The following is a 26,457-nucleotide window of genomic DNA, read 5'->3' on the forward strand; positions in this document are numbered from 1 at the left end:
AGCGGCTGTCCAGCGGATCAGAGCGGCGGGCGGGCCTCGTAGGGGGTGGAGAGGACGACGGTCGTCCGGGTCGTCACGTTCGCCGCGGACCGGATCTCCTTGAGCAGCACCTCGAGGGCGTCGGGCGAGGCGACCCGCACCTTGAGGATGTAGCTCTCCACCCCCGCGACCGCGTGGCACTCCTCGATCGCGTCGAGGTGCGCGAGCAGGGCCGGCGCGTCGTCGGTCTGCGCGTCGGACGGGGTGATCGACACGAAGGCGGTCAGCGGCAGCCCCAGCTGCTTGGCGTCCAGGGTCGCGCGGTAGCCGGTGATCAGCCCGCGCTGCTCGAGCCGGCGCACCCGCTGGTGCACCGCCGAGACCGACAGCCCGACCCGTTCCGCGAGGTCGGTGTAGCTCGCCCGCCCGTCCCGGGCGAGGGCCGCCATCAGCGCGTGGTCGACGTCCACGGCGACGCCGCCGGCCTCAGCCGGGGAGTTCGACGAGCCCACGGGGACCGTTGTTCAGGACGCGGACGCCGTCGTCGGTGCAGACCACGATGTCCTCGATGCGGGCGCCGTGGCGGCCGGGCAGGTAGATGCCGGGCTCCACGGAGAACGCCATGCCCGGCTCCAGCGGCAGGTCGTTGCCGGCCACGATGTAGGGCGCCTCGTGGGTGTCCAGACCGATGCCGTGGCCGGTGCGGTGGATGAAGTACTCGCCCCACCCGGCACTGCTGATCACCTCGCGCGCGGCGGCGTCGATCTGCTCGGCGGTCACCCCCGGCCGCACGGCCGCCGTCGCGGCCTGCTGCGCGGCGTGCAGCACGCCGTACCACTCAGCGACCTCGGCGGACGCGCTGCCTCCGACGACGTAGGTGCGGGTGCAGTCCGACCGGTAGCCGGTGGCCGTCTCCCCACCGATGTCGACGACGACGAGCTCCCCGGCCTGCACCGTGCGGTCGGAGAGCTCGTGGTGCGGGCTGGCCCCGTTCGGCCCCGAGCCGACGATGGTGAAGTCGACCCCGACGTGCCCCTCGGCGCGGATCGCCGCGGCGATGTCGGCCCCGATGTCGGCCTCCGTGCGGCCGACGGTCAGCCACTCCCCCATCCGCGCGTGGACCCGGTCGATCGCCGCGCCGGCCAGGGCCAGCTCCTCGATCTCGGCGGGCGTCTTCACCATGCGCAGCCGGTCGACGACGGGTGCGGCCAGCTCCAGGGCCGAGCCGGGGAGCGCCCGGTGCACGCCCAGGGCGTGCTCGGCCCACGTCCGCGAACCGACGGCGACCCGCGCGGGTGCGGTGCCGAGCCGTGCGGTGGCGGCACCGGCGAGCACCGCGAACGCGTCGTCGGTCTCGTCCCAGGCCAGCAGTTCCAGCCCCAGCGCGCCGGCCGGGCCGGCGTCGACCATCGGTGCCTCCAGCCGCGGCACCACCAGGAACGGCTCCCCGCTGCGCGGCACGGCCAGCGCGGTGAGGCGTTCCATCGCGTGGGCGTCGTACCCGCACAGGTAGCGCAGATCGGCGCCGGGGGTGAGCACGAGCAGGTCCACCCCCAGCTCCGCGGCGACCGACCGGGCGGCGTGCACCCGGTCGATGGTCACGAGCGGGTCGGATCCGTGCGGAGCTGTCGGGTTTCCCACCAGCGCAGAGTAGCGACGGGGACCGCCGTTGCCCGCAATCGTTGCCAGACCGCTACCGTCCGCCATCGTGAGCGAGTGGGCGAGGCCAGGCAGGAGCACGGGACGGGCGAGCGTGCGCGGGCAGCGCTCGTGACCACCATGCTGCTGGACGCCGCGTCGCTGTACTTCCGCGCGTTCTACGGGGTGCCCACGAGCGTCACCACCCCCGACGGGCGGCCGATCAACGCCGTCCGCGGCTTTCTGGACATGACCGCCCGCCTGGTGACGGCGCACGGCCCCGACCGCCTCGTCGCCTGCTGGGACGACGACTGGCGGCCGGCCTTCCGCGTCGAGGCGCTGCCGTCCTACAAGGCCCACCGGCTGGCGCCCGACGGCGGTGAGGAGACCCCCGACGAGCTGGGGCCGCAGGTGCCGATCCTCGTCGAGGTGCTGGCCGCGGCCGGTCTCGCCCGGGTCGGCGCCCCCGGCTACGAGGCCGACGACGTGATCGGGACGCTCGCGACGCGGTCGCGCGGGCCGGTCGACGTCGTCACCGGTGACCGGGACCTGTTCCAGCTGGTCGACGACGCCCGCGGCGTGCGGATCCTCTACACCGCCCGCGGCATCTCCGACCTGGATTTCGTCGACGAGTCCGCGGTCACCGCCAAGTACGGCATCCCGGGGCGGGCCTACGCCGACTTCGCCGTGCTGCGCGGGGACCCCAGCGACGGGCTGCCCGGCGTGGCCGGCGTCGGCGCCAAGACCGCCGCGGCGCTGATCGACGAGTTCGGCGACCTGGCCGGCATCCGGGCGGCGGTCGCGCGGACGGTCGTCCCGAAGCCGCCGCTCACCGCGGCCGTCCTGAAGAAGCTGCACGCGGCGGCGGACTACCTCGACGCGGCGCCGGTCGTGGTAGCCGTGGCCAAGGACATCGACCTGCCCCCGGTCGAGGGTCCCCTGCCCCGCACCCCGGCGGACGCCGGCGCCCTCGCTGCGCTGGCCGAGGCGCACGGGCTGCGGTCCTCGCTCGGCCGGCTGGGCGCGGCCCTCGGCTGGCCGGAGGACGTCCTGGGCTGAGCGCCCTCAGGGCTCGGTCCAGGTGTAGTGGGCGCCGTCCTCGTCGGTGATCTCGATCCGGAGGGTGACCTGCTCGTCGTCGGACGTGACGCCGGTGCACTCGTAGGCGGCCCCCTCCTCCACCGGCATCTCCTGCGCGCACTGGAGATCGACGGCCACGCCCTCGCGCCGCTCGAACTGCGCCGCGACGTCCTGCTCGACCGCGGTCCGGGACAGCACCGTGGGACCCGTGGACAGGGCCAGCACGGCGATGCCCGCGAGCACGGCGACCGCGACGGTGGCCAGGGCGGCGACCAGGCCCGCTCGGCTCCGCCGCCGCGCCGGCGGCTGCCCGTACTGCTGTGGCGCGCCGTACTGCTGCCCCCACGGGGGCCGCGGGACCTGCCCCGGCGGACCGAAGTTCGCCGGGAGCTGCCCGTAGGGCTGGGTGGCGCCGAACGGCGGCCCACCCGGAGCGGCACCGGGCTGCGGCCAGGGCTGCTGGCTCCAGAGGGACGCCCCGTACGAAGGGGGCCCCGCCGGCGGCTGACCGGCCTCCGGGGGCCGGCCGTCCGGCCCCGGCGAGCGATCGGGCTCGGCGTCGCCGTGCGGCAGGTTGGTCATCGTCGCTCCCGGGTGCCTGACGCCCCCGTCGGGACGTGCCGGCATTCTGTCGCACCCACCGCCCGGTCCACGGGCGGCGACCCGCCGGTCAGCCGCCGACCGCGACGGCGACCACTCCTCGCCGCACCCGCTCGACGGTGGTCCGGGCGGTGCGGGCGACGGCGTCGTCGGCGACCTTCCCGAGCTGGTCGAGCAGATCCAGCAGCTGCCGGGTCCAGCGGACGAAGTCGCCTCCGGAGAGCTCCGTGCCCGCCTGCTCGGCGCCGGCGAGCACCCGGTCCAGGCCCTGCCCGTCGGCCCAGCGGTAGGCGGCCCAGGCGAAACCCAGGTCGAGGTCGCGGCTGGGCGGCACCCCGTGGTCGAGCTCGACGTCCAGCAGCCGCGCGCGGATCCCGCGCATCTCACCGATCGCGGCGGCCACCGTGCCGGCCGGCACCGCGGGCAGGCCGGGCGTGTCCCGGCGGGCCTCGAACACCAGGGTCGACACCACGGCCGCCAGCTCGGGTGGGGTCAGCCCGCGCCACACCCCCGCCCGCAGGCATTCGGCGACCAGCAGGTCCGACTCCGACCAAATCCTGGCCAGCCGGCGGCCGTCGTCGGTGACCACGGGGACGTCGTCGACCGCGCCGACGACCTCCGTGTCGGCCGGCACGAGCGGCGCGGGCTCCGGCACGAGGTAGCCGAGCTCCTCGAGCACGTCGCAGGTCCGGTCGAACTGCCGGGTGAGCGAGCCGGTGCGCTCGGCCATGGTCCGCTGCAACGACTCGGCCTCGCGCACGGCTCGCAGCCAGCGCTCGGCCACCCGCACCCGCTCCTCGCGGTCGGGCAGCTGGTGCACCGGGTGGTTGCGCAGCGCCTGCCGGAGGTCGGCGAGCACCGGGTCGTCGGCGGCCGCCGAGCGGTGCTTGATCCGCCGGGCGCCCAGGTCGTGCTCGACGCGGGCGTTCCGCAGCGTGGAGGCGAGGTCGCGGCGGGAGTGCGGGCTCCGGTGGTTGAAGTTCTTGGGCACCTTCACCCGCGCCAGCGCCGACACCGGGCTCGGGAAGTCGACGGAGCCCAGCCGCCCGGCCCACTTGTCCTCGGTGAGCACCAGCGGCCGCGGGTCGGCGAGGTCGGTGATGCCCGGGTCGAGGACGACCGCCAGCCCCTGCCGCCGGCCCGACGGCACCCGGATCACGTCCCCCGGACGCAGCGCGGCCAGCGCGTCGGCGGCCTCCATCCGGCGCTTGGCCTGGGAGTCGCGGGACAGCTCCTTCTCGCGGTCGGCGATCTGCCGGCGCAGCTGGGCGTAGGCACCGACGTCCCCCCGGTCCGAGCGCATCTCGGCGGCGGACTGTGCGGCGTCCCGCTCGTGGCGGGCCGCTGCCCGGGCCAGGCCCACCACCGACCGGTCGGCCTGGAACTGCGCGAACGAGCTGGCCAGCAGCTCCCGGGCCCGCGCCCGACCGAACGAGCTGACCAGGTTGACCGCCATGTTGTAGCTGGGCCGGAAGGAGGACTTCAGCGGGTACGTGCGGGTGCTGGCCAGGCCGGCGACCACCGAGGGGTCCATGCCCGGCGCCCAGATGACCACCGCGTGGCCCTCGACGTCGATGCCCCGGCGTCCGGCCCGCCCGGTGAGCTGGGTGTACTCCCCCGGCGTGACGTCGACGTGCGCCTCGCCGTTCCACTTCACCAGCCGCTCGAGGACGACCGTGCGGGCCGGCATGTTGATGCCCAGCGCCAGCGTCTCGGTGGCGAAGACGGCCTTGACCAGGCCGCGGACGAAGCATTCCTCGACGGTCTCCTTGAAGGCCGGCACCAGCCCGGCGTGGTGGGCGGCGAGGCCGGCGAGCAGGCCCTCGCGCCACTCCCAGAAGCCGAGGACGTGCAGGTCCTCCTCCGGCAGCGAGCCGGTGCGCTCGTCGATGATTGCGGCGATCTCCGCCCGCTCGACCTCGTCGGTGAGCCGCAGCCCGCTCAGGAGGCACTGGTGCACGGCCGCGTCGCAGCCGTTGCGGCTGAACACGAAGGTGATCGCCGGCAGGAGCCCTGCGCGGTCGAGCCGCTCGACGACGTCGGACCGGGCCGGCGGGCGGTACCGGGGCCGGTGCCCGGAGTCCCGGCGCCGGTCGCCGCCCCAGCTGTCGATCCGCCGCTCGTGCTCGCGCACGTACCGGACCAGCTCCGGATCGACGACGGAGGCGCCGCGCTCCCGGGTGGACAGCGGCCGTGGGCTGTCCCCCTGCTCAGCGGCGTGCGCGGCCGGGCGCAGCGAGAACAGGTCGAACACCCGGTTGCCGACGAGCATGTGCTGCCACAGCGGGATCGGCCGGACCTCGCTGACCACGACGCTCGTGTCGCCGCGGACGGTGACCAGCCAGTCGGCGAACTCCTCGGCGTTGCTGACCGTCGCGGAGAGTGAGATCAGCGTGACCGACGGTGGGAGGTGGATGATCACCTCCTCCCACACGGCGCCGCGGAAGCGGTCGGCGAGGTAGTGGACCTCGTCCATGACGACGTAGCCCAGACCGCGCAGCGCCGGGGACTCGGCGTAGAGCATATTGCGCAGGACCTCGGTGGTCATGACCACCACGGGGGCGTCGCCGTTGACCGCGTTGTCACCGGTGAGCAGGCCCACCCGGTCGGCCCCGTACCGCTGGACCAGGTCGTTGTACTTCTGGTTGGACAGCGCCTTGATCGGCGTCGTGTAGAACGCCTTGCGCCCCTCGGCGAGAGCCTTGTGCACGGCGAACTCGCCCACCACGGTCTTGCCGGCCCCGGTAGGCGCGCAGACCAGGACGCCGGAGCCGTCCTCCAGCGCCTCGCAGGCCGCCACCTGGAAGGGGTCCAGGGCGAAGCCGAGCGCAGCGGTGAAGTCGGCCAGCGTCGGGTGGGAGGTCCGCCTGCGGGCAGCGGCGTACCGCTCTGCGGGGCTGGACATGCCCCCACGTTAGGCGCTGGGCGACCGATGATCAGGTCAGCTGATCGTTTCGGGTCCTGGCTCAGCACCGGTGGTGAGCCAGGACCCCGAATGATCAGGTCACTTGATCAAAGCGGCATGAGGCGGGATTCGCGCCGGCCACCCGCAGCGCCCCGGAAACGCACTCGCTGCGCACTGGAAGCTGTGCCACCGGCTCCCCGTCGGCGTAGGCGGTGACGCCGGCGCAGGACAGGTCCACGCGGGCGGCGCGGTGCACCGTCACCGCCGGGTGCGCCACGTGGGTGCCGTCGGCCAGCCGCGGTTTGGTGCGGATCAGCTCGAGCCGGCTGGTGGCGCCCACGACCGTGACGTCGAACAGCCCGTCGGCCGGGTCGGCGGCCGGGCAGACCATCAAGCCGCCGCCGTACCAGGCGGTGTTGCCGACGGCGACCATCGTCGCCGGAAGTGTCCGAGCCACCCCGTCCAGCGTGAGCGTCACCTCGTAGGGGCGCAGCCGGGCCAGCTCGGCCAGGACGGCGACGTCGTACCGACGTCGTCCCTTCGGCCAGCGCAGCCGGTTGGCCCGGTCGGTGACCGCGGAGTCGAATCCGCAGGCGAGGACCGTGGCCCACCACCGGCCGGCGGTGCGTCCGGCGTCGACGGTCCGGGCTCGGCCGGCCCGCAGGTCGGCGGCAGCGGCACGCGCAGCCGCCGTGGGATCGATCGGCACGCCCAGGGCGAACGCCAGGTCGTTGCCGGTGCCGGCCGGGATCAGCGCCAGCGGCGTCGCGGTGCCGGCCACCGCCTGCAGGCCGGCGTGCGCGACGCCGTCTCCCCCCACCGCCACCACGGCAGCGGCGCCGTCGCGGATCGCCTCGGTGGCCTGCCGCTCGGCGTCGGGACGGGTGAGGGCCCCGAGGACCCGGGGGGTGAGCCCGGCGTCCCGCAGGACGTCCAGGGCCGAGGCGGCCACGGCGCGGGCCCGGCCGCGACCGGCGACCGGGCTGATGATGACGGTCACGTCCACGGGGTCAGCCGTCGCCAGCCTCAGCCGCGCGGGGACGGCGAGGAGTCGACCGGCGCGTCGAGGGGCGAGGGGCGGGTGTCCAGCGGCGAGGCCTCGTCGTCACCGAGGTCGTGGAAGTGCGCCAGGGCGTCCCGCCGGGCGCGCCGCCGGTCGACGAACCGGGCCACCTGGATGGCCAACTCGAACAGCACGATCATCGGCCCGGCCATGACCAGCATGGTGAACGGGTCCTGGGTGGGCGTGACGAAGGCGGCGAAGACGATGGTGAGGAAGAAGATCCACCGGCGGCTCCTCCGCAGCACGTCGTAGCTCAGGACGCCGACCAGGTTGAGCGCGACGGCGATCAGCGGCACCTCGAAGCTGACCCCGAACGCGATCAGCAGGGAGATCGCGAAGCCGATGTAGTCCTGCGCGGTCAGCGCGATGACCGTGCCGCTGCCGGCCAGACCGAGCAGCAGTTCGAGGCCGGCGGACAGCGAGATGTAGGCCAGCGCCGCGCCCAGGCCGAACAGCGTCGAGGAGACCGCCACGAAGGCGATGCCGTAGCGCTTCTCGTTCTTCTTCAGCCCCGGGGTCACGAACGCCCACAGCTGGTAGAGCCAGAACGGGGAGGAGAGCACCGCCCCGGCGAGGAACGCGACCTTGAGCCGGATGAAGACCCCGCCCAGGACGTTGGTGATGAGCAGCCCGCACTCGGACCGGTCGCCGTTGGTGAACCGGAGGTCCTCCGGCAGCCCGCAGTACGGGGCGCGGATGAACTCGCCGAGGCCGTGCTCGTACCACCAGAAACAGACCGCCGTGACCACCACCAGCGCGAGCAGGGCCTTGGCGATCCGGTTGCGCAGCTCGGTGAGGTGCGCGATCAGCGTCATCGCCGCCTCGGCGTCCCGGGGAGGGCGCCGTCGGCGGCGTGCCCCGCGGGTCGCCTCGCTCACCGCTCGAACTCCCGGGAGATCAGCGGGGGCCGTCGGTCGTGCGCGCCTGGTCGGCGCGGGCCCGCAGCTCCGCGGCCCGGACCTCGGCTGCCCGGGCCTCGTCCTGCAGGCGCGTGTTCAGCTCGTCCGACGGGGCGGACGCGGGGGCGACGATCTCGCCGCGGACCGGGGTGGTGGTGGCGGCGTCCCGGGTGCGGACGTCGTCCTCTTTCATGCCCTTCATCTCGCCCTTGAAGATGCGCAGCGACCGGCCCAGCGAGCGCGAGGCGTCGGGCAGCTTCTTGTAGCCGAAGAGCAGCAGGATGGCCAGGATGATCAGGCCGATCTCGAGCGGGCCGAGTCCCATGGCGCGTCCTCCAGAAGTCGGGTGGCTCCGGCGATGCTACGCCGCGGAGCGTTCGCTCCCGGGCTGCACGCGGATGGTCCGGGCGGCGTTCAGCTGCCGGACGAGCGCCCGTCCCGCAGCTGGGTGGCCCGGTCCGATGCCCGTTGCACCTGGGCGAGCACCGGCGCCACGTCGCGCTCGGCCGCCGCGACCTCGCGGTCCAGCCGGCCGAAAGCCCCCAGGACCCCGTACGCGACGACGCCGAGGACGACCAGCGCCAGGACGACGACTCCGGCGAGCACGATCCAGAACACCACGGCGGAACCCTAGCCGTCCGCGCCCGGAGCGATGCCGTATCGGGCCAGCGCGGCCCGGGCCTCGGCAGCGACCTGGGTGCCGATCTCGGCCGGCTCGTCGACGACGGCGTTCCCGCCGAGCGTCGCGACCAGCCGACGGGCCCAGGCCAGGTCGGCGGTGCGCACGGTGACCGCCAGGCCGCCGGCGGGGTCATCGACCGGGGTGACGTCCTCCACCGGGTAGTAGTCGGCCACCCAGCGGGCGCTGCGGGCGAGGCGGAGCCGGACCTGGGGCGCGTCGGCGCCGGGCTGGTAGACCCCGTTGTCGACGTTGCGGCCGGTGGCCTGGGGCGGCGGCGCCGCGGGCTCGTCGAGCACGGCGGCGTCGTCCACCCGGTCCAGGCGGAACAGCCGGACCCCTTCCGCCCGGCGGCACCAGGCCTCCAGGTACCACCGGCCGTCGACCAGCAGCAGCCGCATCGGGTCGACGGTCCGCTCGGTCCGCTCGTCCCGGGTGGGCACGTAGTAGTGCAGGTGGAGGGCGCGGCCGCCCTCCAGTGCGGTCCGGACGACGGCGAGCGTCTCCTCGCGGGCGTCGACGCTCACCGCCACGGGGGTGACCCGGTCGGCCGCCGCGCCGGCCGCCGCCGAGACCTTCGCCAGGGCCCGGCTGACCGCATCCCGCTCGGCGAGACCCGGCAGCTCGAGCAGGGTGCGCAGCGCCACCACGAGGGCGACCGCCTCGTCGGTGGTCAGCCGCAGCGGCCGGACCATGCCGGCGCTGAAGGTGACCCGCACCCGGTCGCCCTCGAAGGCGACGTCGATGAGGTCACCGGGGCCGTAGCCGGGGAGGCCGCACATCCACAGCAGCTCCAGGTCGCTGCGGAGCTGGCGCTCGGTCACGCCGAAGTCGCGGGCCGCCTCGGCCACGGCCACCCCGCCCGCCCGGGCGGACAGGTACGGGACCAGGGCGAGCAGCCGGGTCATCCGGTCGGTGGTGCCCGAGGTCGTCATCGCTGCTCCGCAGGGGAACCGGCCGGCTCCGGCGCGCTCTCTCGGGCTGCGCCCATCGCGGCCAGGCGGGTCAGCCGGGCGATCACGGCGTCGCGCATCCCGGTGGGCGCCTCGACCACCACGTCGGCCCCGTAGGCGGCCAGCTGGTCGGCCAGCGCCCAGGGCTCGGTGGTGCGCAGCTGCAACCGGTCCTCGCCGTCGTCGGCCGGGCCGAGCGAGGTGGCGTGCCGTCGGAGGCCCACGGCGGTGCCCGGCCGTGCCCGCACCACGACCAGCTGCTCCTCTCCCCCGGCCTGACCCGCCACGACCGCGGTGAGGTCCAGGTCGGCGGGGGGCTCGAACGCTCCGGCCGGCCCGACGGCCTTCGGGGTGCCGACGACGCGCCCGAGCCGGAACACCCGCGGGGCCTGCCGGTCCAGGTCGTGCCCCACCAGGTACCAGCGCCCGTGCCAGGCGACGACTCCCCACGGCTGCACGTCCCGGCGGACGGCGGTGTCCTCGTCGGGACGGCGGTAGTCGAACTGCAGCCGGCGGCGGTCGCGGGCCGCGGCGTAGCAGGGCTCGAACGCGGCCTCCCCCCGGTCCAGCCGCGGCTGGATCGGAAGCGTCCCGGAGGTGTCGACGTCGACGCCGGCGGCCCGGAGCTTCACCAGCGCGCTCTGGGCGGCGCCGGCCAGCTGCGCGGACTCCCACAGACGCAGGGCCAGGGCCACCGCGGCCGCCTCCTCGCCGGTCAGGTGGATCTCTGGCAGCTCGTAGTCGGCGCGCGCGATGCGGTAGCCGTCCTCGGTGTCGAAGACGCTGGTGCGGCCGGTCTCCAGCGGCACGCCCATCTCCCGCAGCTCGGCCTTGTCCCGCTCGAACATGCGCTTGAACGCCTCGTCGGCGCGGGCGGAGCCGTCGTCGGCCTCGTAACCGGGCACGGTGGCCCGGATGCGCGCGGCCGTGACGAACTGCCGGGTGCTGAGCAGCGCGATGACCAGGTTGACCAGTCGTTCCGCCCGCTTGGCCGCCATGCCCCTCAGGCTAGTGCCGCGGCCGGCCCGCCGTCGTCGCCCGGCCACCTCCGGGCGCGCTCGCTAGCCTGCCGGTATGAGCAGCGCAGCCGGATCCGTGCCCACCTCGCGCATCCGGTGGCGCCGCGGGCGGGTCAGCGCCACCGGCCGGTCGTGGCGCGACGCCCTCGAGCTGACCGTCGAGGTGCCCGGCGACGGCGAGCTGCAGGCGCTCGCCTACCCGTCGCTGGTCGGCGTTCCCGAGGTCGGCGACGACGTGCTGCTCAACACGACGGCGCTGGCGCAGAACCTCGGCACCGGCGGCTACGCGCTGGTCGTCGCCGTCCCCGACCGGCTGCCGCCGGACCCCGAGATCCCCGGGCACCTGGTCAAGGCGCGGTACACGCCGCTGCAGGTGACCGTGCAGGGCGTCGACGAGCAGGACACCGAGCACCACGCGGCGATCGCCGCCGCCGACGACCTGGCCGGCATGCCCGTCGTCGTGGCCGACCTCCACTCGGCGCTGCCGGCGGTGCTCATCGGCATGCTCGCCACCGACCCGGACCTGCGGGTGGCCTACGTGATGACCGACGGCGGCGCGCTGCCCGCGGCGTTCTCCCGCGCGGTGGGTGCGCTGAAGAACTCGCTGGCCGGGGTGGTCACCGTCGGGCAGGCGTTCGGCGGCGACCTCGAGGCGGTCACCCTGCACACCGGGCTGCTGGCGGCCAAGCACGTGTTGAACGCCGACCTGGCGATCGTCACGCAGGGGCCCGGCAACCTGGGCACCGGGACGCCGTGGGGCTTCTCCGGCGTCGCGGCGGGCGAGGCGTGCAACGCCGTGAGCGTGCTCGGCGGCCTGCCCGTGGGCGCGCTGCGCATCTCCGACGCCGATCCGCGCCCCCGGCACCGTGGCGTCTCGCACCACTCGCTGACCGCGTTCGGCCGGGTGGCGCTGGGCGGGGTCTCGCTGGTCGCCCCGCGCGGCCTCTCCTCGGAGCTGGGTGGCCAGGTGGACGAGGACCTGGCGGGCCAGCCGGAGCGCAACGTCGTCGTCTGGGTGGACACCGACGGGCTGGACACCGCCCTGGGGCTGTCGCCCGTGCCGCTGCGCACGATGGGCCGCGGCTACCCCGAGGAGCGAGCGTACTTCCTGGCCGCGGCGGCGGCGGGCCGCTACGCAGCTCTGCAAGTCCCACTGCCGGAGGATGCCGAGAAGGAACCGGCGGCGCTAGGGACGAGTGACTGACACAACCACGGTGATCGTGCCGAGTGGGCCCCGGAGGGGTCCGCGCAGGCACGACGCAGCGGCTCGACGGCCGTCGGGGACGGCAGTTGGCCGCGGTGCGGTCCGGAGGACCGCGATGTCATAGCTCACATCGAGGCGATGAGCTTCTCCACGCGCTCGTCGACGGACTTGAACGGGTCCTTGCACAGCACGGTGCGCTGGGCCTGGTCGTTGAGCTTCAGGTGCACCCAGTCGACGGTGAAGTCGCGGCGCTTCTCCTGGGCCTTGCGGATGAACTCCCCGCGCAGGCGGGCCCGGGTGGTCTGCGGCGGCACGTTCTTCGCCTCGAACACCTGGGGCTCGTGGGCGACCCGCTCGACCTGGCCGGCCCGCTCGAGCAGGTAGTACAGCCCGCGGGTGCGGCTGATGTCGTGGTACGCCAGGTCCATCTGAGCGATCCGCGGGGAGCTCAGCGGCAGCTCGCGCTTGGCGCGGTACCGCTCGAGCAGGCTGTACTTGATGGCCCAGTCGATCTCGCGGTCGATGAGGCTCAGGTCCTCGCTGTCGACCGCCTTGAGCACCCGGCCCCACAGCTCGAGCATCTGCCGGTGCACCGGCGTGCAGCCCTCGCGGTCGACGAACTCCATCGCGCGGCTGTGGTACTCGGACTGGATCTCCAGCGCCGACATCTCGCGGCCGCTGGACAGCCGGACCTTGCGGCGGCCGGTGATGTCGTGGCTGATCTCGCGGATGGCCCGGATCGGGTTCTCCAGCGTCATGTCCCTGATCGGGACGCCGGACTCGATCATCCGCAGCACCAGGTCGGTCATGGTGACCTTGAGCAGCGTCGTCGTCTCGCTCATGTTGGAGTCGCCGACGATGACGTGCAGCCGCCGGTAGCGCTCGGCGTCGGCATGCGGCTCGTCGCGGGTGTTGATGATCGGCCGGGACCGGGTGGTGGCGCTGGAGACGCCCTCCCAGATGTGCTCGGCGCGCTGGCTGACGCAGTAGATGGCGCCGCGCGGCGTCTGCAGCACCTTGCCGGCGCCCACCACGATCTGCCGGCTGACCAGGAACGGGATGAGCACGTCGGCCAGCCGGGCGAACTCGCCGTGCCGGCCCACGAGGTAGTTCTCGTGGCAGCCGTAGCTGTTGCCGGCCGAGTCGGTGTTGTTCTTGAACAGGTAGATGTCGCCGGTGACGCCCTCTTCGGCCAGCCGCTGCTCGGCGTCGACCAGCAGGCCCTCGAGGATGCGCTCGCCGGCCTTGTCGTGGACGACCAGTTCGGCCAGGTCGTCGCACTCGGCGGTGGCGTACTCCGGGTGGCTGCCCACGTCGAGGTAGAGCCGGGAGCCGTTGCGCAGGAAGACGTTGGAGCTGCGCCCCCACGACACCACCCGCCGGAACAGGTACCGGGCGACCTCGTCCGGCGACAGCCGGCGCTGACCCTTGAAGGTGCACGTGACGCCGTACTCGGTCTCGATCCCGAAGATCCGTCGGTCCACGCTCCGAGACTAGGCGCCGGGAGCGACAGTGGCCCGGCACCGGACCGCGGACCGGCCCGGATCCCGCTACCGCTGGGCGTCGAGCCGCTGCAGCAGGTCGTCGAAGGCCTGCTCGATCTGGTCGTGCCCGTTCTGGGACGCCCGCTGCTTGCCGTGGATGAGCGCGGCCCGGTTCACCGTCGAGAAGTCGCCGTACGGGAAGTGGTAGCGCTTCTTGGTCTCCTCGTTCGCCTCCGGGTCGACGCCGAGGTGCCAGGCGGCGTAGTCGTCCCAGCCGTGCTTCTCGATCTCGGTGTTGCCGTCGTCGGCCGAGGGTGCGGCGTCGGACCACTCCGTCCGGTCGTCGTAGGCGCCGTTGCCGATCAGCGTCCGGGCATGGGCGACGGCGTCGTCGTTGACCTCGTAGTCCGGCATGCCGGCTCCCCTACCCCACGAGCGCGGATCAGTCCCCCGTGTCGTCCCCGGTCTGCGGATGCGCCTCGCCGGTGTGGGCGGCACCGCCGGCCGTGTCCGGGGCCGCCGGGTCGCCGAGACCCGCGGGCGTCCCCGGCGCGGGGTGGCTCGGGGGATGCGTGTGCGCCGGTGCCGGCGCCGGGCCGGTCTCGCCGTCGCCCAGGAGGGTGTGCAGGGCCGCGCCGACGATCCGGCGGAAGGCGCGCTTGGGCCGCCGCCGGTCGAGGACGGCGACCTCGAGCTGCTGGGCCCCCAGCCGGCTGGGGCCGCCGTTGCCCGCCCCGGCGGTGGCGGGGCTGACGGCCGACAGCGCGTCGACCCCGACCTTCAGCGCGTCGGCCAGGCCCATGCCGGCGTGGAAGTGGTCGCGCAGGTGCGAGGTGACGGAGTCGGCCTGGCCGCCCATGACGACGAAGTCGGGCTCGTCGACGACGGAGCCGTCGAAGGTCAGCCGGTAGAGCTGGTCCTGCTCCGGGGTCTCCCCCACCTCCGCGACGCAGAGCTCGACCTCGTAGGGCTTCATCTGCTCGGTGAAGATCGCGCCGAGTGTCTGCGCGTAGGCGTTCGCGATGACCCGGCCGGTGACGTCGCGACGGTTGTAGGAGTAGCCGCGGACGTCGGCCAGCCGCACCCCGGCCACGCGCAGGCTCTCGAACTCGCTGTAGCGGCCGACGGCGGCGAAGCCGATCCGGTCGTAGATCTCACCGATCTTGTGCAGCGTGGAGCTGGGGTTCTCGGCGATGAGCAGGACGCCGTCGGCGTAGGTGAGGACGGCGACGCTGCGGCCGCGGGAGATGCCCTTGCGGGCGTACTCCGAGCGGTCCCGCATGACCTGCTCGGCGGAGGCGTAGTAGGGCATGGTCATGGCTCAGGCCTCCCGCTGGGTGTTCTGGCGGTCGGCGGCCGCGCGCTCGGTGACGATCTGGTCGGCGACCGCGGCCACCTCGGCGTCGGTGAGGCGGACGGCGCCCTCGGCGTCGACGCGGTAGACGATCGGGTACAGCCGGCGCACCGGGTCGGGACCACCCGTGGCGGAGTCGTCGTCGGCGGCGTCGTAGAGCGCTTCGACGACGGTGCGGGTGGCCTCGTCGGCGGGGAGTCCGTACCGCCAGGTCTTCTTCAGCGAGTTTTTCGCGAACAGCGATCCGGAGCCGACGGCGGCGTAGCCGCGCTCCTCGTAGTTCCCGCCGGTGACGTCGTAGCTGAAGATCCGCCCCGGGGCGGTGCCGGGCACGGCGTCGAGGTCGAAGCCGGCGAACAGCGGGACCACGGCGAGACCCTGCAGGGCCGCGCCGAGGTTGCCGCGGATCATCTGGGCCAGCCGGTTGGCCTTGCCGTCCAGGGACATGGTGAGCCCCTCGATCTTCTCGTAGTGCTCGAGCTCCACCTGGTAGAGCTTCACCATCTCGATGGCGATGCCGGCGGCCCCGGCGATGCCGATGACGCTGTAGGAGTCGGCCGGGTAGACCTTCTCGATGTCGCGGCTGGAGATCAGGTTGCCCATGGTGGCGCGGCGGTCGCCGCCCATGAGCACGCCGCCGTCGTAGGCGGCCGCGACGATCGTGGTGCCGTGCGGCGCGATGTCACCCACGGGCAGCTGCGGCGTCGGGCGCCGGCCGGGCAGCAGATCCGGCGCGGCCGAGGACAGGAAGTCGGTGAACGAGGAGCCCACCCGGTCCAGGTAGGCGGGCGCGAACCCGCTCCGGCCGGCTGACGATTCGTTCACGTATCCACCTCTCCCGCCGTCTTTCGCCGGCGTGACCGCTGTCCTCGACCGGACCCGCGCGAGTCAGTGCCGCGGTTCTCCGGACGTCGCTGCGACCCTACCGGTGGCTTCCCGGGCGGATGGCTCGGACCGGTCCTATGCCAACAGCCTCGAAGGCAGTGACCAGGTACTGACTCAGCGTGTGGAAGCCGACGTAATCGGCAGCGGCACGCAACACGTACGGATCGTCCTTGAACTGCCCCAACCCACCGTTGCAGTTGAAACACAAGAGGGCTCGCACACGGCCGGTCGCGTGATCATGGTCCACATGTGCCGCGGGCGCTGTCCGGCAGATGGCGCACTTCCCGTCCTGCGAGGCCAGCATGGCATCGGCTTCCTGGACGGTGATGCCGTAGCGCCGCGTGAGGTGGTACGTCCGTGCGCCACCCACCTTTTCCCTCGACTTGTGTCCGCGGAGGTTGTGACACGGAAGACAATAGGTGGCTCGCCCCGAACGTGAAGCCACCGTGCGCGGGAACTGCTCGAAGGGCTTTACCTCGGCACAGTCTGGACACCACTTGTACCCCTCCGGGATGCGGAGCTCCGACGGGGCGAGACGGTTCTTGCGCGGCTGGAGGCGCCGAGCATCACGGCTTCTCGCGGAGCGCTCGGCGAGGTGCTCACGGCAGTAGAACGCCAGACCGTCACGCGACCTTCTGTTGTTGCTGAACTCGGCAACCGGGCGATGCACCCCGCAGTCCCGACAGAACTTCGTCTTCACGGCATGCGATCCTCGAGGCTAAATGATCTTGGTCACTCCCCCCCTTTTTGTACGTAAGCACGCACAAAGTCCTCGCTGTTCTCCTCAAGTACGCCATCGATCTCGTCCAGCAACGAGTCGACGTCCTCAGTCATCTCCTTGTGCCGCTCGGCGACCTCGGTGTCGACCGAGGCCTCGACCTCGTCCGTCTCCTCGCGCGACCGCGTCGCCTTCTGCTGCCCGCCGGTGTCTCTGGTGGCCATGGTGTGCCCTCCGGTTCCTCGGATCCGCTGCTGGCTGAAAGCTACCCGCCGGCACCGACATTCTGCGGCTGCCGACCGAGCACCCGCAGGGCTGCGCGGAGCTCCGTCGGCGCCCATGTTGCGCCGACGTCATGGGACTGTCACGGGTTTGCACTCGTCCGATGGTCGCCCGCTGGGAACACCAGGGATGCGCCAGCCACCGCCCCGGTCCACCCGGACCGCGCGGAGGCGGCCTCTCCACCGCGGCGCCCGCCAAGGACGGCGCGGCCGGCAGGAACCCGGACCAGTACACGAGGAGATCCACCGTGAATCTGCGACTTCGAGGACGACGAGGCACCGTGACCGGGGCCGGCGCCGCGGCCCTGACCGCTGCGGCGGTGTTCATGGCCCCGGCCGCGGCCGCCGCCCCGGCCGACGAGGTGCGGGAGGCCGCCGAGGCGGTCCAGGAGCAGGCGCAGCAGGCGGTCGACGAGGCGGAGCAGGCCCTCGAGGACGCCCAGCAGGAAGCTGAGGAGGCCGCCGAGGACGGCAGCAACCAGGCCGAGCAGGAGGCCCAGGAAGCCGTCGAGGAAGCCGAGCAGGCACTCGACGAGACCCGGCAGCAAGCCACCGTGGCGGTCCAGGAGCAGGCCCAGGAGGCGGTGCGGGCGGCGGAGCAGGAGCTCGAGGATGCTCGACAGGCCGCCGAGCAGGCCGCCGAGGACGGCAGCAACCAGGCCGAGCAGGAGGCCCAGGAAGCCGTCGAGGAAGCCGAGCAGGCGCTGGAGGAGGCCCAGCAGCAGGCCGAGCAGGCGCTCGACGAGGCGCAGCAGCAGGTCGACGACGTCTTCGGCGACGTGCCCCAGGTCGACATGGGCGACTGGCTGCCCGAGGACCTCCAGCAGGATCTGCAGGGCCTGCAGGACCTGCCGGCTTCACAGCGGGCCCAGGAGCTGCAGGACATCGTGCAGTCCGGCCTCAGCGGGGACTACGGGGACGAGGTCGAGAGCTGGACCGAGCGGATCGGCGGTCTGATCTCGTCGATGCCGCAGAACCTGCGTCAGGACATCCAGTCCATCTTCGGCCAGGAGCCGGAGGAGGCGCGTGCCGATGTCCGGCAGATCGTCGAGGGCGCCGTCGACGGCGAGTACGGCGCCGACGCCGAGAAGTGGGCCGACTGGCTGCGGGAGACCGCGCAGCGCTGGGACCTGGCCCGCGCCATCCAGGGCGCCCCGATGGACATGTCCGAGGTCCCGATGGACATGCCGGGCGACATGATGGACGACATGCAAGGCAACCTCATGGACCGGATCCCCGAGGACGTCCTGCAGCGGATCCCGAACGACGTCCTGGAAGAGATGCAGAACCGGCTCGGGGGCAGCAACTGACACATCATCCGGCCGGCCCTCGCCCAGGAACGGTGTCCGCACCGCCCCACCGGCGAGGGCCCGGACCGGCCGGCAGTCAGCCGCCGGTGATGGTGTCGACCAGTTCCTCCGCCGTCGCGGAGGCCTCGAAGAGCGCGCCGACGTGTTCCCGGGTGCCGCGCAGCGGCTCCATCGTCGGGATCCGCACCAGGTTCTCCCGGCCCAGGTCGAACACCACCGAGTCCCAGGACGCCGCGGCGACCTGACCGGGGAAGCGACGCAGGCACTCGCCCCGGAAGAAGGCGCGGGTGTCGCCCGGTGGCGTCACCATCGCCCGCTGCACCTCCTCGTCGCCGAGCAACCGCTGCATGGCCCCGCGGGCGACCAGCCGGTTGTACAGCCCCTTGTCGGGCCGGACGTCGGAGTACTGCAGATCGACCAGCCGCAGCCGCGAGTCGCCCCAGGCCAGCCCGTCGCGGGAGCGGTATCCCTCGAGCAACCGCAGCTTGGCCGGCCAGTCCAACCGGTCGGCCAGCCGCATCGGATCCGCCTCGAGGTCGTCGAGCACCTCGGCCCAGCGGCGCAGGACGTCGGCCGTCTGCTCGTCGGCCTCCCCGCGCGTCTCGACGAAGTGGACGGCCTTCTCCAGAAAGCTCCGCTGCACCTCGACCGCGGTCATCCGCCGCCCGTCGCGCAGCAGCACCCGGTGCGTGAGCGTCGGATCGTGGCTGATCGCCTGCAGCTCCCGGACCGGCTCTTCGATGGCGAGGTCGTGCGGCAGCGCACGGGCCTCGATCATGGCCAGGACCAGCGACGTCGTCCCGATCTTGAGGTAGGTCGAGAGCTCGGCGAGGTTCGCGTCGCCGATGATCACGTGCAGCCGCCGGTACTTGTCGGCGTCCGCGTGCGGCTCGTCCCGCGTGTTGATGATCGGCCGCTTGAGGGTCGTCTCCAACCCCACCTCGACCTCGAAGAAGTCGGCCCGCTGGGACAGCTGGAACCCGTCGGCGCGGCTCTCCGTGCCGATCCCCACGCGACCGGACCCGGCGAACACCTGCCGGGTCACGAAGAAGGGCACCAGCCCGCGGATGATGTCGAGGAACGGGGTGCGCCGGTCCATCAGGTAGTTCTCGTGGCTGCCGTAGGAGGCGCCCTTGCCGTCGGTGTTGTTCTTGTACAGCTGGATGGGCTGGCTGCCCGGGATGCGGGCCGCTCGACGCGCCGCCTCGGCCATCACCAGCTCCCCCGCCTTGTCCCACAGCACGATGTCCCGCGGCGTGGTGACCTCCGGAGTCGAGTACTCCGGATGCGCGTGGTCGACGTAGAGCCGGGCGCCGTTGGTCAGGATGACGTTGGCCATCCCGTGGTCCTCGTCGAAGTCGTTGTGGTCCAGCGCCTGCGCCGGGGTGAGGTCGAAGCCGCGGGCGTCGCGCAACGGCGACTCCTCCTCGAAGTCCCAGCGCGGCCGGCGTGGAATGGGTGCCTCGGCCACCGCCCAGGCGTTCACCACCTGGCTGGACAACGTCGTCGGGTTGGCGCCCGGCTGCCCGGGGACCGAGATCCCGTACTCCACCTCGGTGCCCATGACCCGCCGCACGCTCATGCCCCAACCCTAGGCGGCCCGCCGCTCCCGCCCGGGCGTCGGCACCGGAGCCGGCGGGTGGCACGTACCGGATCGGTTCCGTAGCCTCGGGACTGCCCGGGCCTGAGCAGAATGGCCACGGGATGCGCACGGGTACCGCGGCCGTCGAGTCGCTCCCTGCACCCACCGGACACGCCGCGCGCCCCGTTCCGCCCTGCGGTGATCGTCTCTCGTCTCTCCGGCTCCGTGGGCGGAGCGTGCTGCCGCCGATGGCCGGCGATCACGCGGGCGCCCGCCGTTCGAGAGGATCATGACGAACCCGAGCACCACCTCCCGCCCGTCCACCCGCTCTCTCCGGCGCCGCACCGCGGGACTCGCCGCTACCGGTGCCGTGCTGCTGGCACCCTTCATCGGTGCCGGCACCGCCGGGGCCGCCGACGGGTCCACCTGGGACCGCCTCGCGCAGTGCGAGAGCAGCGGCAACTGGTCCATCAACACCGGGAACGGCTACTACGGCGGCCTGCAGTTCTCCCAGTCGACCTGGGAGGGCTTCGGCGGTACCGCCTACGCCCCGCGGGCCGACCTGGCCACCCGCGAGCAGCAGATCGCCACCGCCGAGAAGACGCTGGCCGTCCAGGGCTGGGGCGCCTGGCCGGCGTGCTCGGCGAAGCTGGGCCTCGGCGAGGCCGACAAGGCAGGCAGCGCCGCGGCCCCCGCACCGGCCCCTGCGCCCGCACCGGCACCTGCCCCCGCCCCGGCGCCTCGGGTCGCCGCTGCCGCCCCGGCCCCGGCGCCTGCGACGGCTGCTCCGGGCCGGTCGTACACGGTGCGTTCCGGCGACACGCTGTCCCGGATCGCCGCGGCGCACGGCCTCGACTGGCGAGAGGTGTTCGCGGCCAACCGCGCAGTGCTCGCCGATCCCGCGGTGATCTTCCCCGGCCAGGTGCTGACGCTGGGTGGCGTCCCCTCGGCGGCTCCCCCCGCAGCGGCCCCCGCCGCCGACGCGGGCCGGTCGTACACCGTGCGTCCCGGCGACACCCTGTCCGGGATCGCGGCGACGCACGACCTCGAGTGGCGGAGCCTCTACGCGGCCAACCGCGACGTCATCGGGCCGAACCCCGCCGTCATCGTGCCCGGCCAGGTGCTGCGGCTGGGCTGACGCGGACGATCGGCGCACAGGGGCGCGTTCCCCGCCGCCGTCCTGGCTCAACGCACGGGGTCCTGGCTCACGGTCGACCGTGAGCCAGGACCCCGCTCGATCAGGTGACCTGATCATCAGCGAGCCATCGACAGTCGAACGGCCCGGCCACGTGCGTGGCCGGGCCGTTCGTCGTCCTGCTACAGGTACTGGCCGGTGTTGGTGGCCGTGTCGATGGCCCGGCCCGCCTCGTTGCCCTTGCCGCTGATGAGCGTGCGGATGTAGACGATCCGCTCGCCCTTCTTGCCCGAGATCCGCGCCCAGTCGTCGGGGTTGGTGGTGTTGGGCAGGTCCTCGTTCTCCTTGAACTCGTCGAGGCAGGCCTGCATCAGGTGGCTGACCCGGAGACCCGACGTACCGGTCTCCAGGTGCTCCTTGATCGCCATCTTCTTCGCCCGGTCGACGATGTTCTGCAGCATGGCGCCGGAGTTGAAGTCCTTGAAGTACAGGACCTCCTTGTCACCGTTGGCGTAGGTGACCTCGAGGAAGCGGTTCTCCTCGCTCTCGGTGTACATGCGCTCGACGGTGCGCTGGATCATCCCGGCGATGGTCGCCTCGCGGCTGCCGCCGTGCTCGGCGAGGTCGTCCGGGTTGATCGGCAGCGACGTCCTCAGGTACTTGCTGAAGATGTCGCGCGCGGCCTCGGCGTCCGGACGCTCGATCTTGATCTTCACGTCCAGCCGGCCGGGCCGCAGGATGGCCGGGTCGATCATGTCCTCGCGGTTCGAGGCACCGATGACGATGACGTTCTCGAGCCCCTCGACGCCGTCGATCTCGCTGAGCAGCTGCGGCACGATCGTCGACTCGACGTCGGAGGACACCCCCGAGCCACGGGTCCGGAAGATCGAGTCCATCTCGTCGAAGAACACGATGACCGGCGTGCCCTCGCTGGCCTTCTCCCGCGCCCGCTGGAACACCAGCCGGATGTGCCGCTCGGTCTCGCCGACGTACTTGTTGAGCAGCTCCGGGCCCTTGATGTTCAGGAAGTACGACTTCCCCTGGTTCGCGTCGCCGTCCCCCGTGGCCGCGGCGACCTTCTTCGCCAGCGAGTTGGCGACGGCCTTCGCGATCAGCGTCTTCCCGCACCCGGGCGGGCCGTACAGCAGGATGCCCTTCGGCGGGCGCAGCTCGTACTCGCGGAACAGGTCGGCGTGCAGGAACGGCAGCTCCACGGCGTCGCGGATCTGCTCGATCTGCCGCGACAGGCCACCGATGTCGGTGTAGTCGATGTCGGGGACCTCTTCGAGGACGAGCTCCTCGACCTCGCTCTTGGGGATCCGCTCGTAGACGTAGCCCGAGCGGCTCTCCAGCAGCAGCGAGTCGCCCACGCGCAGCGGCTGGTCGGTGAGCGAGTCGGCGAGGTAGACCACCCGCTCCTCGTCGGTGTGCCCGATGACCAGGGCGCGCTGGGTGACGCCGTCGATCGGCTCGAGCAGCTCCTTGAGCATGACGACGTCGCCCTGCTTCTCGTAGCCGCGCGCCTCGACGACGTTCATCGCCTCGTTGAGCATGACCTCCTGGCCTGGGCGCAGGTCCTCGGCCGGCACGTTCGGCGACAGCGAGACACGCAGCTTGCGCCCGCCGGTGAAGACGTCGACCGTGCCGTCGGCGTAGCCGGTGAGGAAGACCCCGTAGCCCGACGGCGGCTGGCCGAGGCGGTCGACCTCCTCCTTGAGTGTCACCAGCTGCTCGCGGGCGTCCCGGAGGGTGCCGGCGAGCTTGTCGTTGCGCTCGGAGAGGAAGGCCGCGCGGCCCTCCGCCTCGGCGATCCGCTCCTCCAGCGCGCGCACCTGGCGCGGGCTGTCGGCCACCTTGCGGCGGAGCAGGCCGATCTCTTCCTCGAGGTAGGAGATCTGGCTGAGCAGCGCGGCGACGTCGCGCTCACGCCGCGCCTTCAGCTCGTCAGGACCCAGGCCCATCACGCACCTCCGCACAGTCGGGGGAGCCAGGACGCAAATCTATACACGGGCGGCGACAGTTCGCCGTGGGCTCGCGGAGGTCGTCGGCGGCTGCTAGGACGCCCGGGACGTGCTGCAGCGGCCCTCCTGCAGGGACCCGCCGCGAGCGTGCGAGCGGTGGGGGCAGGAGCGTCCGTTCAGTGCTTCTGCGCGCGCCGCTGGCGGATGGGCGCGACCGCCCCCTCGGCGAGCCGGCGGGCGGTGACGAGGAAGGCGGTGTGCGCCACCATCCGGTGTTCCGGGCGAACGGCCAGGCCGACGGCGTGCCACGGCCGCAACAGCGACTCCCAGGCGTAGGGCTCGGTCCAGACGCCCTGCGCGCGCAGCGCCTCGACGTAGGTGGACAGCTGGGTGACCGTGGCGACGTAGCCGACCAGGACGCCGCCGGGGCGCAGCGCCGCGGCGACGGTGGGCAGCACCGCCCACGGCTCCAGCATGTCGAGGACGACTCGGTCGACGACCTCCTCGGCCGGGTGGTCGGCCAGGTCGCCCAGGCGCAAGGTCCAGTTGCCCGGCACCTCCCCGAAGAAAGCGCCCACGTTGGACCGGGCGACGTCGAGGAAGTCCTCCCGCCGCTCGTAGCTGGTGAGCGACCCTCCCGAGCCGACGGCGCGCAGCAGCGAGCAGCTCAGCGCACCGGAGCCGGCGCCGGCCTCGAGCACCCGCATGCCGGGGCCGATGTCGCCGAAGCCGACGATCTGGGCGGCGTCCTTGGGGTAGATGACCTGGGCGCCGCGCGGCATGGAGAGGACGTAGTCGGCCAGCAGCGGGCGGAGCGCCAGGTAGCCGGTGTTCGCCGTGGAGTGCACCACCGAGCCCTCGGGCGCCCCGATCAGGTCGTCGTGCTCGATGGCACCGCGGTGGGTGTGGAACTGCTTGCCGGGGGTGAGGACGACGGTGTGCAGCCGGCCCTTGGGGTCGGTGAGCTGCACCCGGTCGCCGGCGACGAAGGCGCCCTCCACCGGCTCCGCCCGCTGGGCCGGTGGCTCCTGCGGCGTCTCCTCCGGCGTGTGCTGCGCCTCGTCGACGACGTCGGTTGCCGGTTCCTGCGAATGCTCCACGGGCGACCAGCGTACGGACGGCGTTGCTGTGACCCGTGTCCTCGACTCGGCGCGGGCGCTCGGAACTGTCGGAGCCGCGACCTAGCCTCGGGCGCATGACGGCGATGGTGCGGACCGACATGCTGCAGACCGACGACGTGGCAGACGACTCCGTCGCCGTGGTGGTCCCGCCCACGGCGGACCCGTCCGCGCCCCGCCGGCCGTCGCTCTCCCCCAGCCGCGCGGCCGACTTCAAGACCTGCCCGCTGCTCTACCGCTTCCGCACCATCGACCGGCTGCCCGAGCGCAAGAGCCGCGCCGCGGTGCGGGGCACGCTGGTCCACTCGGTGCTGGAACGGCTGTACGACCTGCCTGCGGCCCGGCGCACGGCCGAGAGCGCACTGAAGCTGCTCGAGCCGGCCTGGGCCGAGCTGCGCGACGAGCCGGGTGTCGCGGAGCTGTTCGCGACCGCGCACGCCGACGGCGCGGAGACCGCCGCCAAGGCCCCGGAGTCCGTGGAGGCGTGGCTCGCCTCGGCCGGGAAGCTCGTGGAGCGGTATTTCACGCTGGAGGACCCCCGCCGCCTCGAGCCGGAGGGCCGCGAGCAGCTGGTCGAGGTCACCCTGCCCGACGGGCTGCTGCTGCGCGGGTACGTCGACCGGCTCGACGTCGCCCCGAACGGCGCGCTGCGGGTGGTTGACTACAAGACCGGCTCGATGCCCCGTGAGGCGTTCGAGTCCACGGCGCTGTTCCAGATGAAGTTCTACGCCCTGGTGCTCTGGCGCACCCGCGGTGTCGTGGCCGCCCAACTGAAGCTGCTGTACCTCGGCGACGGCGACGCGCTCACCTACGCGCCGGACGAGCAGGAGCTGATCCGGTTCGAGCGGACGCTGCTGGCCATCTGGTCGGCCATCGAGCGGGCGGTGGCCACCGGTGAGTTCCGGCCGAACAAGACCCGGCTGTGCGGCTGGTGCGACCACCAGGCCCTGTGCCCGTCCTTCGGTGGCACTCCCCCGCCGTTCCCGGCCGAAGCGGCGGCCGCCGCCGGCTGGCGGACGACGCTGCCGGTCACCCCGGCCTGACGACGCCCAGCGGCCGGGTCAGCGGCCGACGTTCTCCATCGCCGGGCCGGCCGCCAGCACCGCCGCCAGCTCGGGCGCACCGATTTCCGCGAGGCTGTCGCGCAGCGTCAGTCCCCGGGCCGGCGGCACCGGCTGCAGGGCCGGGACACCGAGCACCGCCATCCCGGCGGCCAGCCCCGAGGTGACGCCCACCAACGAATCCTCGACCACCACGCAGGAAAGAACATCGGCACCGAGCGCGGTGGCGGCCTGCAGATAGGGCGCCGGGTCGGGCTTGCGGGCCGGCACCTCGTCGCCGCAGACGGTGACGTCGAACGGATCGGCCCCCAGATCGGCGGTGATGCTCGCCAGCACGATGTCGGCCAGGCGTCGCGGTGTCGTCGTCACCAGGGCGGTGGCGAGCCCGGCCGCGCGCACGTCGGCCAGCAGGTCACGGGCGCCCGGCCGCCACGGGATGCCGGCGGTCGCCATCAGCTCCCCGGTCCGGTCCTCGACACGGCGGGCGTCGGCCTGGAGCTGCTCCTCCGTGCGCACGACCCCCAGGTCGGCGTACAGCACCTGCATCGAGTGGCGCATGCTCGTGCCGACGGTGGCGGCGCGTGCCTCGGTCGACATCTGTCCGCCCAGCGCATCGGCGAGCTCGAACATCGCCTCGCCCCAGTACTCCTCGGTCTGCACCAGCGTGCCGTCCATGTCGAACAGCACCGCGCGCAGCTGCGGGGCTGGGGGTGCGGTGCGTCCACCCACGGGCTCCACCGGCACTCCGTCAGCGTAGTCGGCGGGCCGTCGACGACCGCGGGGCACGGTCAGGCCGGGCGGGTCCCCACCAGGGACGCGAAGGCGATGACGTTGTCCTCGTAGCTGCGGACCGAGGAGTCGAAGTCCCCGCCGCAGGTGATCAGCCGCAGTTGGGCGTCGTCGGTGTTGCCGTAGACCTCGAGGGTCGGGAAGTCGTCCTTCGGGTGCACCTCGATGCGGTCGACGGCGAAGACGGCGACCGTGCCGTCCTCGCGTGCCACGGTCACCTCGTCGCCGGGCTGCAGGGCGCCGAGGTCGAAGAAGATCCCGGGGCCGTGCTCGGCGGAGTCCACGTGCCCGAGGAGGACCGCGGGCCCCACCTCACCGGGTGCCGGGCCGGGCTCGTACCAGCCGGCCCGGTCGTCCGCCTCCAGGGGCGGCACCTCCACCGTGCCGTCGTCGTTGAGCCCGAGCCGCAGCAGGTCACTGGTGACGTCGATCGCCGGGATGGTCACCGACACGGGCTCGGCCACCTGCACCTCGGCGGGCGGCGCGGTCGCCGGGGCCACCGCCTCGCCCGCGGCCGGGTCCTGGGTGGCGGACTGCTCAGCCGGCGGCTCGATCCGGTCGCTGGTCGCCGCGGGCCGCGGCGCCTGCTGCTGCCCGGTGATCGCCACCACGAGGGCCACGACCCCCAGGAGGGCGAGCGCAACGGCCAGTGCCGTCCACGTCCGCGCGCCCGGTCGACGTCTGCTCTGCTCGGTCACGCGAGGTTCCTTCCGAGGGGGGTGCGGGGCGAGCGCGGAGCCGCGCGGAAGATCATGCCTCC

The 26,457-nt window shown here is 73.1% G+C and carries 26 protein-coding genes; 5 read left to right on the plus strand and 21 right to left on the minus strand.

The genetic code is table 11. The features are described from left to right. Positions 1–17 precede the first annotated feature (17 nt). Together BLASA_RS12015 and BLASA_RS12020 are read right to left on the minus strand one after the other, a co-directional pair. Entirely contained in the window at positions 18–491 is a 474-nt protein-coding gene (locus BLASA_RS12015; RefSeq protein WP_014376417.1) for an Lrp/AsnC family transcriptional regulator, read from the minus strand. After that, a complete protein-coding gene (locus BLASA_RS12020; RefSeq protein WP_231839453.1) occupies positions 466–1,620 on the minus strand; it encodes a M24 family metallopeptidase in 1,155 nt (384 codons plus the stop codon). The genes BLASA_RS12015 and BLASA_RS12020 overlap by 26 nt, the downstream gene beginning before the upstream one ends. Before the next feature lie 138 nt (positions 1,621–1,758). On the opposite strand from BLASA_RS12020, the gene BLASA_RS12025 reads away from it, so the two are divergent. Next, positions 1,759–2,676, plus strand: a complete 918-nt coding sequence (locus tag BLASA_RS12025; RefSeq protein WP_041776436.1) for a 5'-3' exonuclease — start codon at positions 1,759–1,761, stop codon at positions 2,674–2,676. A gap of 6 nt (positions 2,677–2,682) precedes the next feature. On the opposite strand, the gene BLASA_RS12030 is transcribed toward BLASA_RS12025, so the two are convergent. The 8 genes from BLASA_RS12030 to BLASA_RS12065 form a co-directional block, all read right to left on the minus strand. After that, on the minus strand, positions 2,683–3,279 hold the full coding sequence (locus BLASA_RS12030; protein WP_014376420.1) for a DUF4333 domain-containing protein: 597 nt from the start codon (positions 3,277–3,279) through the stop codon (positions 2,683–2,685). A gap of 88 nt (positions 3,280–3,367) precedes the next feature. Continuing rightward, complete coding sequence (locus tag BLASA_RS12035; RefSeq protein ID WP_014376421.1) at positions 3,368–6,202, minus strand: DEAD/DEAH box helicase; 2,835 nt, start codon at positions 6,200–6,202, stop codon at positions 3,368–3,370. 94 nt (positions 6,203–6,296) lie between these two features. After that, positions 6,297–7,202, minus strand: coding sequence for a YegS/Rv2252/BmrU family lipid kinase (locus BLASA_RS12040; RefSeq protein ID WP_231839454.1), 906 nt, complete (start codon positions 7,200–7,202; stop codon positions 6,297–6,299). A 26-nt stretch (positions 7,203–7,228) separates the two neighbouring features. After that, positions 7,229–8,143 carry a twin-arginine translocase subunit TatC gene (tatC, locus tag BLASA_RS12045; RefSeq protein ID WP_041775733.1) on the minus strand — a complete coding sequence of 305 codons (915 nt, stop codon included), beginning with the start codon at positions 8,141–8,143 and terminating at the stop codon, positions 7,229–7,231. A 19-nt stretch (positions 8,144–8,162) separates the two neighbouring features. Continuing rightward, positions 8,163–8,489: a Sec-independent protein translocase subunit TatA gene (gene tatA / locus BLASA_RS12050; protein ID WP_014376424.1), complete on the minus strand. Its 327-nt coding sequence runs from the start codon at positions 8,487–8,489 to the stop codon at positions 8,163–8,165. Positions 8,490–8,578: 89 nt separating this feature from the next. Next, the gene (locus BLASA_RS12055; RefSeq protein WP_014376425.1) at positions 8,579–8,785 is read right to left on the minus strand and encodes a hypothetical protein; all 207 of its coding nucleotides are present in this window, start codon (positions 8,783–8,785) and stop codon (positions 8,579–8,581) included. 9 nt (positions 8,786–8,794) lie between these two features. Beyond that, positions 8,795–9,778: a helix-turn-helix transcriptional regulator gene (locus tag BLASA_RS12060; protein ID WP_014376426.1), complete on the minus strand. Its 984-nt coding sequence runs from the start codon at positions 9,776–9,778 to the stop codon at positions 8,795–8,797. Then, positions 9,775–10,794, minus strand: coding sequence for a helix-turn-helix transcriptional regulator (locus BLASA_RS12065; protein ID WP_014376427.1), 1,020 nt, complete (start codon positions 10,792–10,794; stop codon positions 9,775–9,777). Before BLASA_RS12065 ends, BLASA_RS12060 begins: the two co-directional genes overlap by 4 nt. A gap of 76 nt (positions 10,795–10,870) precedes the next feature. Between BLASA_RS12065 and BLASA_RS12070 the strand changes: the two genes are divergently transcribed. Next, a complete protein-coding gene (locus BLASA_RS12070; protein ID WP_014376428.1) occupies positions 10,871–12,019 on the plus strand; it encodes a DUF3866 family protein in 1,149 nt (382 codons plus the stop codon). Between the two features lie 125 nt (positions 12,020–12,144). Here the strand turns inward: BLASA_RS12070 and pafA are convergent, their stop codons facing one another. The 6 genes from pafA to BLASA_RS12100 form a co-directional block, all read right to left on the minus strand. Then, entirely contained in the window at positions 12,145–13,503 is a 1,359-nt protein-coding gene (pafA, locus tag BLASA_RS12075; RefSeq protein WP_014376429.1) for a Pup--protein ligase, read from the minus strand. A gap of 66 nt (positions 13,504–13,569) precedes the next feature. Next, positions 13,570–13,917 carry a hypothetical protein gene (locus tag BLASA_RS12080; RefSeq protein WP_014376430.1) on the minus strand — a complete coding sequence of 116 codons (348 nt, stop codon included), beginning with the start codon at positions 13,915–13,917 and terminating at the stop codon, positions 13,570–13,572. A gap of 28 nt (positions 13,918–13,945) precedes the next feature. Continuing rightward, the gene (gene prcA, locus BLASA_RS12085; protein WP_014376431.1) at positions 13,946–14,821 is read right to left on the minus strand and encodes a proteasome subunit alpha; all 876 of its coding nucleotides are present in this window, start codon (positions 14,819–14,821) and stop codon (positions 13,946–13,948) included. Positions 14,822–14,824: 3 nt separating this feature from the next. Further along, positions 14,825–15,682, minus strand: a complete 858-nt coding sequence (gene prcB / locus BLASA_RS12090) for a proteasome subunit beta (protein WP_014376432.1) — start codon at positions 15,680–15,682, stop codon at positions 14,825–14,827. A gap of 97 nt (positions 15,683–15,779) precedes the next feature. Continuing rightward, a complete protein-coding gene (locus BLASA_RS12095; RefSeq protein WP_014376433.1) occupies positions 15,780–16,442 on the minus strand; it encodes an endonuclease VII domain-containing protein in 663 nt (220 codons plus the stop codon). Between the two features lie 32 nt (positions 16,443–16,474). After that, on the minus strand, positions 16,475–16,684 hold the full coding sequence (locus BLASA_RS12100; protein ID WP_014376434.1) for a ubiquitin-like protein Pup: 210 nt from the start codon (positions 16,682–16,684) through the stop codon (positions 16,475–16,477). A 338-nt stretch (positions 16,685–17,022) separates the two neighbouring features. Here BLASA_RS12100 and BLASA_RS12105 point away from each other — a divergent pair, with 338 nt between their 5' ends. Next, positions 17,023–18,051, plus strand: a complete 1,029-nt coding sequence (locus BLASA_RS12105; RefSeq protein ID WP_041775734.1) for a hypothetical protein — start codon at positions 17,023–17,025, stop codon at positions 18,049–18,051. 76 nt (positions 18,052–18,127) lie between these two features. Here BLASA_RS12105 and dop read toward each other — a convergent pair whose 3' ends face one another. Beyond that, on the minus strand, positions 18,128–19,633 hold the full coding sequence (gene dop, locus BLASA_RS12110) for a depupylase/deamidase Dop (protein WP_014376436.1): 1,506 nt from the start codon (positions 19,631–19,633) through the stop codon (positions 18,128–18,130). 289 nt (positions 19,634–19,922) lie between these two features. Here dop and BLASA_RS26290 point away from each other — a divergent pair, with 289 nt between their 5' ends. Further along, on the plus strand, positions 19,923–20,771 hold the full coding sequence (locus tag BLASA_RS26290; RefSeq protein ID WP_014376437.1) for a transglycosylase family protein: 849 nt from the start codon (positions 19,923–19,925) through the stop codon (positions 20,769–20,771). 179 nt (positions 20,772–20,950) lie between these two features. On the opposite strand, the gene arc is transcribed toward BLASA_RS26290, so the two are convergent. Both arc and BLASA_RS12125 read right to left on the minus strand, forming a co-directional pair. Beyond that, the gene (arc, locus tag BLASA_RS12120; RefSeq protein ID WP_014376438.1) at positions 20,951–22,729 is read right to left on the minus strand and encodes a proteasome ATPase; all 1,779 of its coding nucleotides are present in this window, start codon (positions 22,727–22,729) and stop codon (positions 20,951–20,953) included. Positions 22,730–22,905: 176 nt separating this feature from the next. Then, the gene (locus BLASA_RS12125; RefSeq protein WP_041776441.1) at positions 22,906–23,730 is read right to left on the minus strand and encodes a tRNA (adenine-N1)-methyltransferase; all 825 of its coding nucleotides are present in this window, start codon (positions 23,728–23,730) and stop codon (positions 22,906–22,908) included. A gap of 194 nt (positions 23,731–23,924) precedes the next feature. Between BLASA_RS12125 and BLASA_RS12130 the strand changes: the two genes are divergently transcribed. Further along, a complete protein-coding gene (locus BLASA_RS12130) occupies positions 23,925–24,890 on the plus strand; it encodes a RecB family exonuclease (RefSeq protein ID WP_014376440.1) in 966 nt (321 codons plus the stop codon). An 18-nt stretch (positions 24,891–24,908) separates the two neighbouring features. On the opposite strand, the gene BLASA_RS12135 is transcribed toward BLASA_RS12130, so the two are convergent. Both BLASA_RS12135 and BLASA_RS12140 read right to left on the minus strand, forming a co-directional pair. Beyond that, a complete protein-coding gene (locus BLASA_RS12135; RefSeq protein WP_014376441.1) occupies positions 24,909–25,652 on the minus strand; it encodes an HAD family hydrolase in 744 nt (247 codons plus the stop codon). Positions 25,653–25,696: 44 nt separating this feature from the next. Further along, entirely contained in the window at positions 25,697–26,395 is a 699-nt protein-coding gene (locus BLASA_RS12140) for a class F sortase (protein ID WP_014376442.1), read from the minus strand. Between the last annotated feature and the right edge of the window lie 62 nt (positions 26,396–26,457).

This window comes from Blastococcus saxobsidens DD2, from assembly GCF_000284015.1.
GTDB lineage: Bacteria > Actinomycetota > Actinomycetes > Mycobacteriales > Geodermatophilaceae > Blastococcus > Blastococcus saxobsidens_A.

Bases quoted from the DNA above. Each gene is read 5' to 3' on its own strand.
- BLASA_RS12035 (WP_014376421.1), bottom strand. From the start codon at position 6,202: ATGTCCAGCCCCGCAGAGCGGTACGCCGCTGCCCGCAGGCGGACCTCC.
- BLASA_RS12070 (WP_014376428.1), top strand. From the start codon at position 10,871: ATGAGCAGCGCAGCCGGATCCGTGCCCACCTCGCGCATCCGGTGGCGC.
- arc (WP_014376438.1), bottom strand. From the start codon at position 22,729: ATGGGCCTGGGTCCTGACGAGCTGAAGGCGCGGCGTGAGCGCGACGTC.
- BLASA_RS12060 (WP_014376426.1), bottom strand. From the start codon at position 9,778: ATGACGACCTCGGGCACCACCGACCGGATGACCCGGCTGCTCGCCCTG.
- BLASA_RS12100 (WP_014376434.1), bottom strand. From the start codon at position 16,684: ATGGCCACCAGAGACACCGGCGGGCAGCAGAAGGCGACGCGGTCGCGC.
- BLASA_RS26290 (WP_014376437.1), top strand. From the start codon at position 19,923: ATGACGAACCCGAGCACCACCTCCCGCCCGTCCACCCGCTCTCTCCGG.
- BLASA_RS12080 (WP_014376430.1), bottom strand. From the start codon at position 13,917: ATGCCGGACTACGAGGTCAACGACGACGCCGTCGCCCATGCCCGGACG.
- BLASA_RS12025 (WP_041776436.1), top strand. From the start codon at position 1,759: ATGCTGCTGGACGCCGCGTCGCTGTACTTCCGCGCGTTCTACGGGGTG.
- BLASA_RS12030 (WP_014376420.1), bottom strand. From the start codon at position 3,279: ATGACCAACCTGCCGCACGGCGACGCCGAGCCCGATCGCTCGCCGGGG.
- tatA (WP_014376424.1), bottom strand. From the start codon at position 8,489: ATGGGACTCGGCCCGCTCGAGATCGGCCTGATCATCCTGGCCATCCTG.
- BLASA_RS12065 (WP_014376427.1), bottom strand. From the start codon at position 10,794: ATGGCGGCCAAGCGGGCGGAACGACTGGTCAACCTGGTCATCGCGCTG.
- BLASA_RS12130 (WP_014376440.1), top strand. From the start codon at position 23,925: ATGACGGCGATGGTGCGGACCGACATGCTGCAGACCGACGACGTGGCA.
- dop (WP_014376436.1), bottom strand. From the start codon at position 19,633: ATGAGCGTGCGGCGGGTCATGGGCACCGAGGTGGAGTACGGGATCTCG.
- prcA (WP_014376431.1), bottom strand. From the start codon at position 14,821: ATGACCATGCCCTACTACGCCTCCGCCGAGCAGGTCATGCGGGACCGC.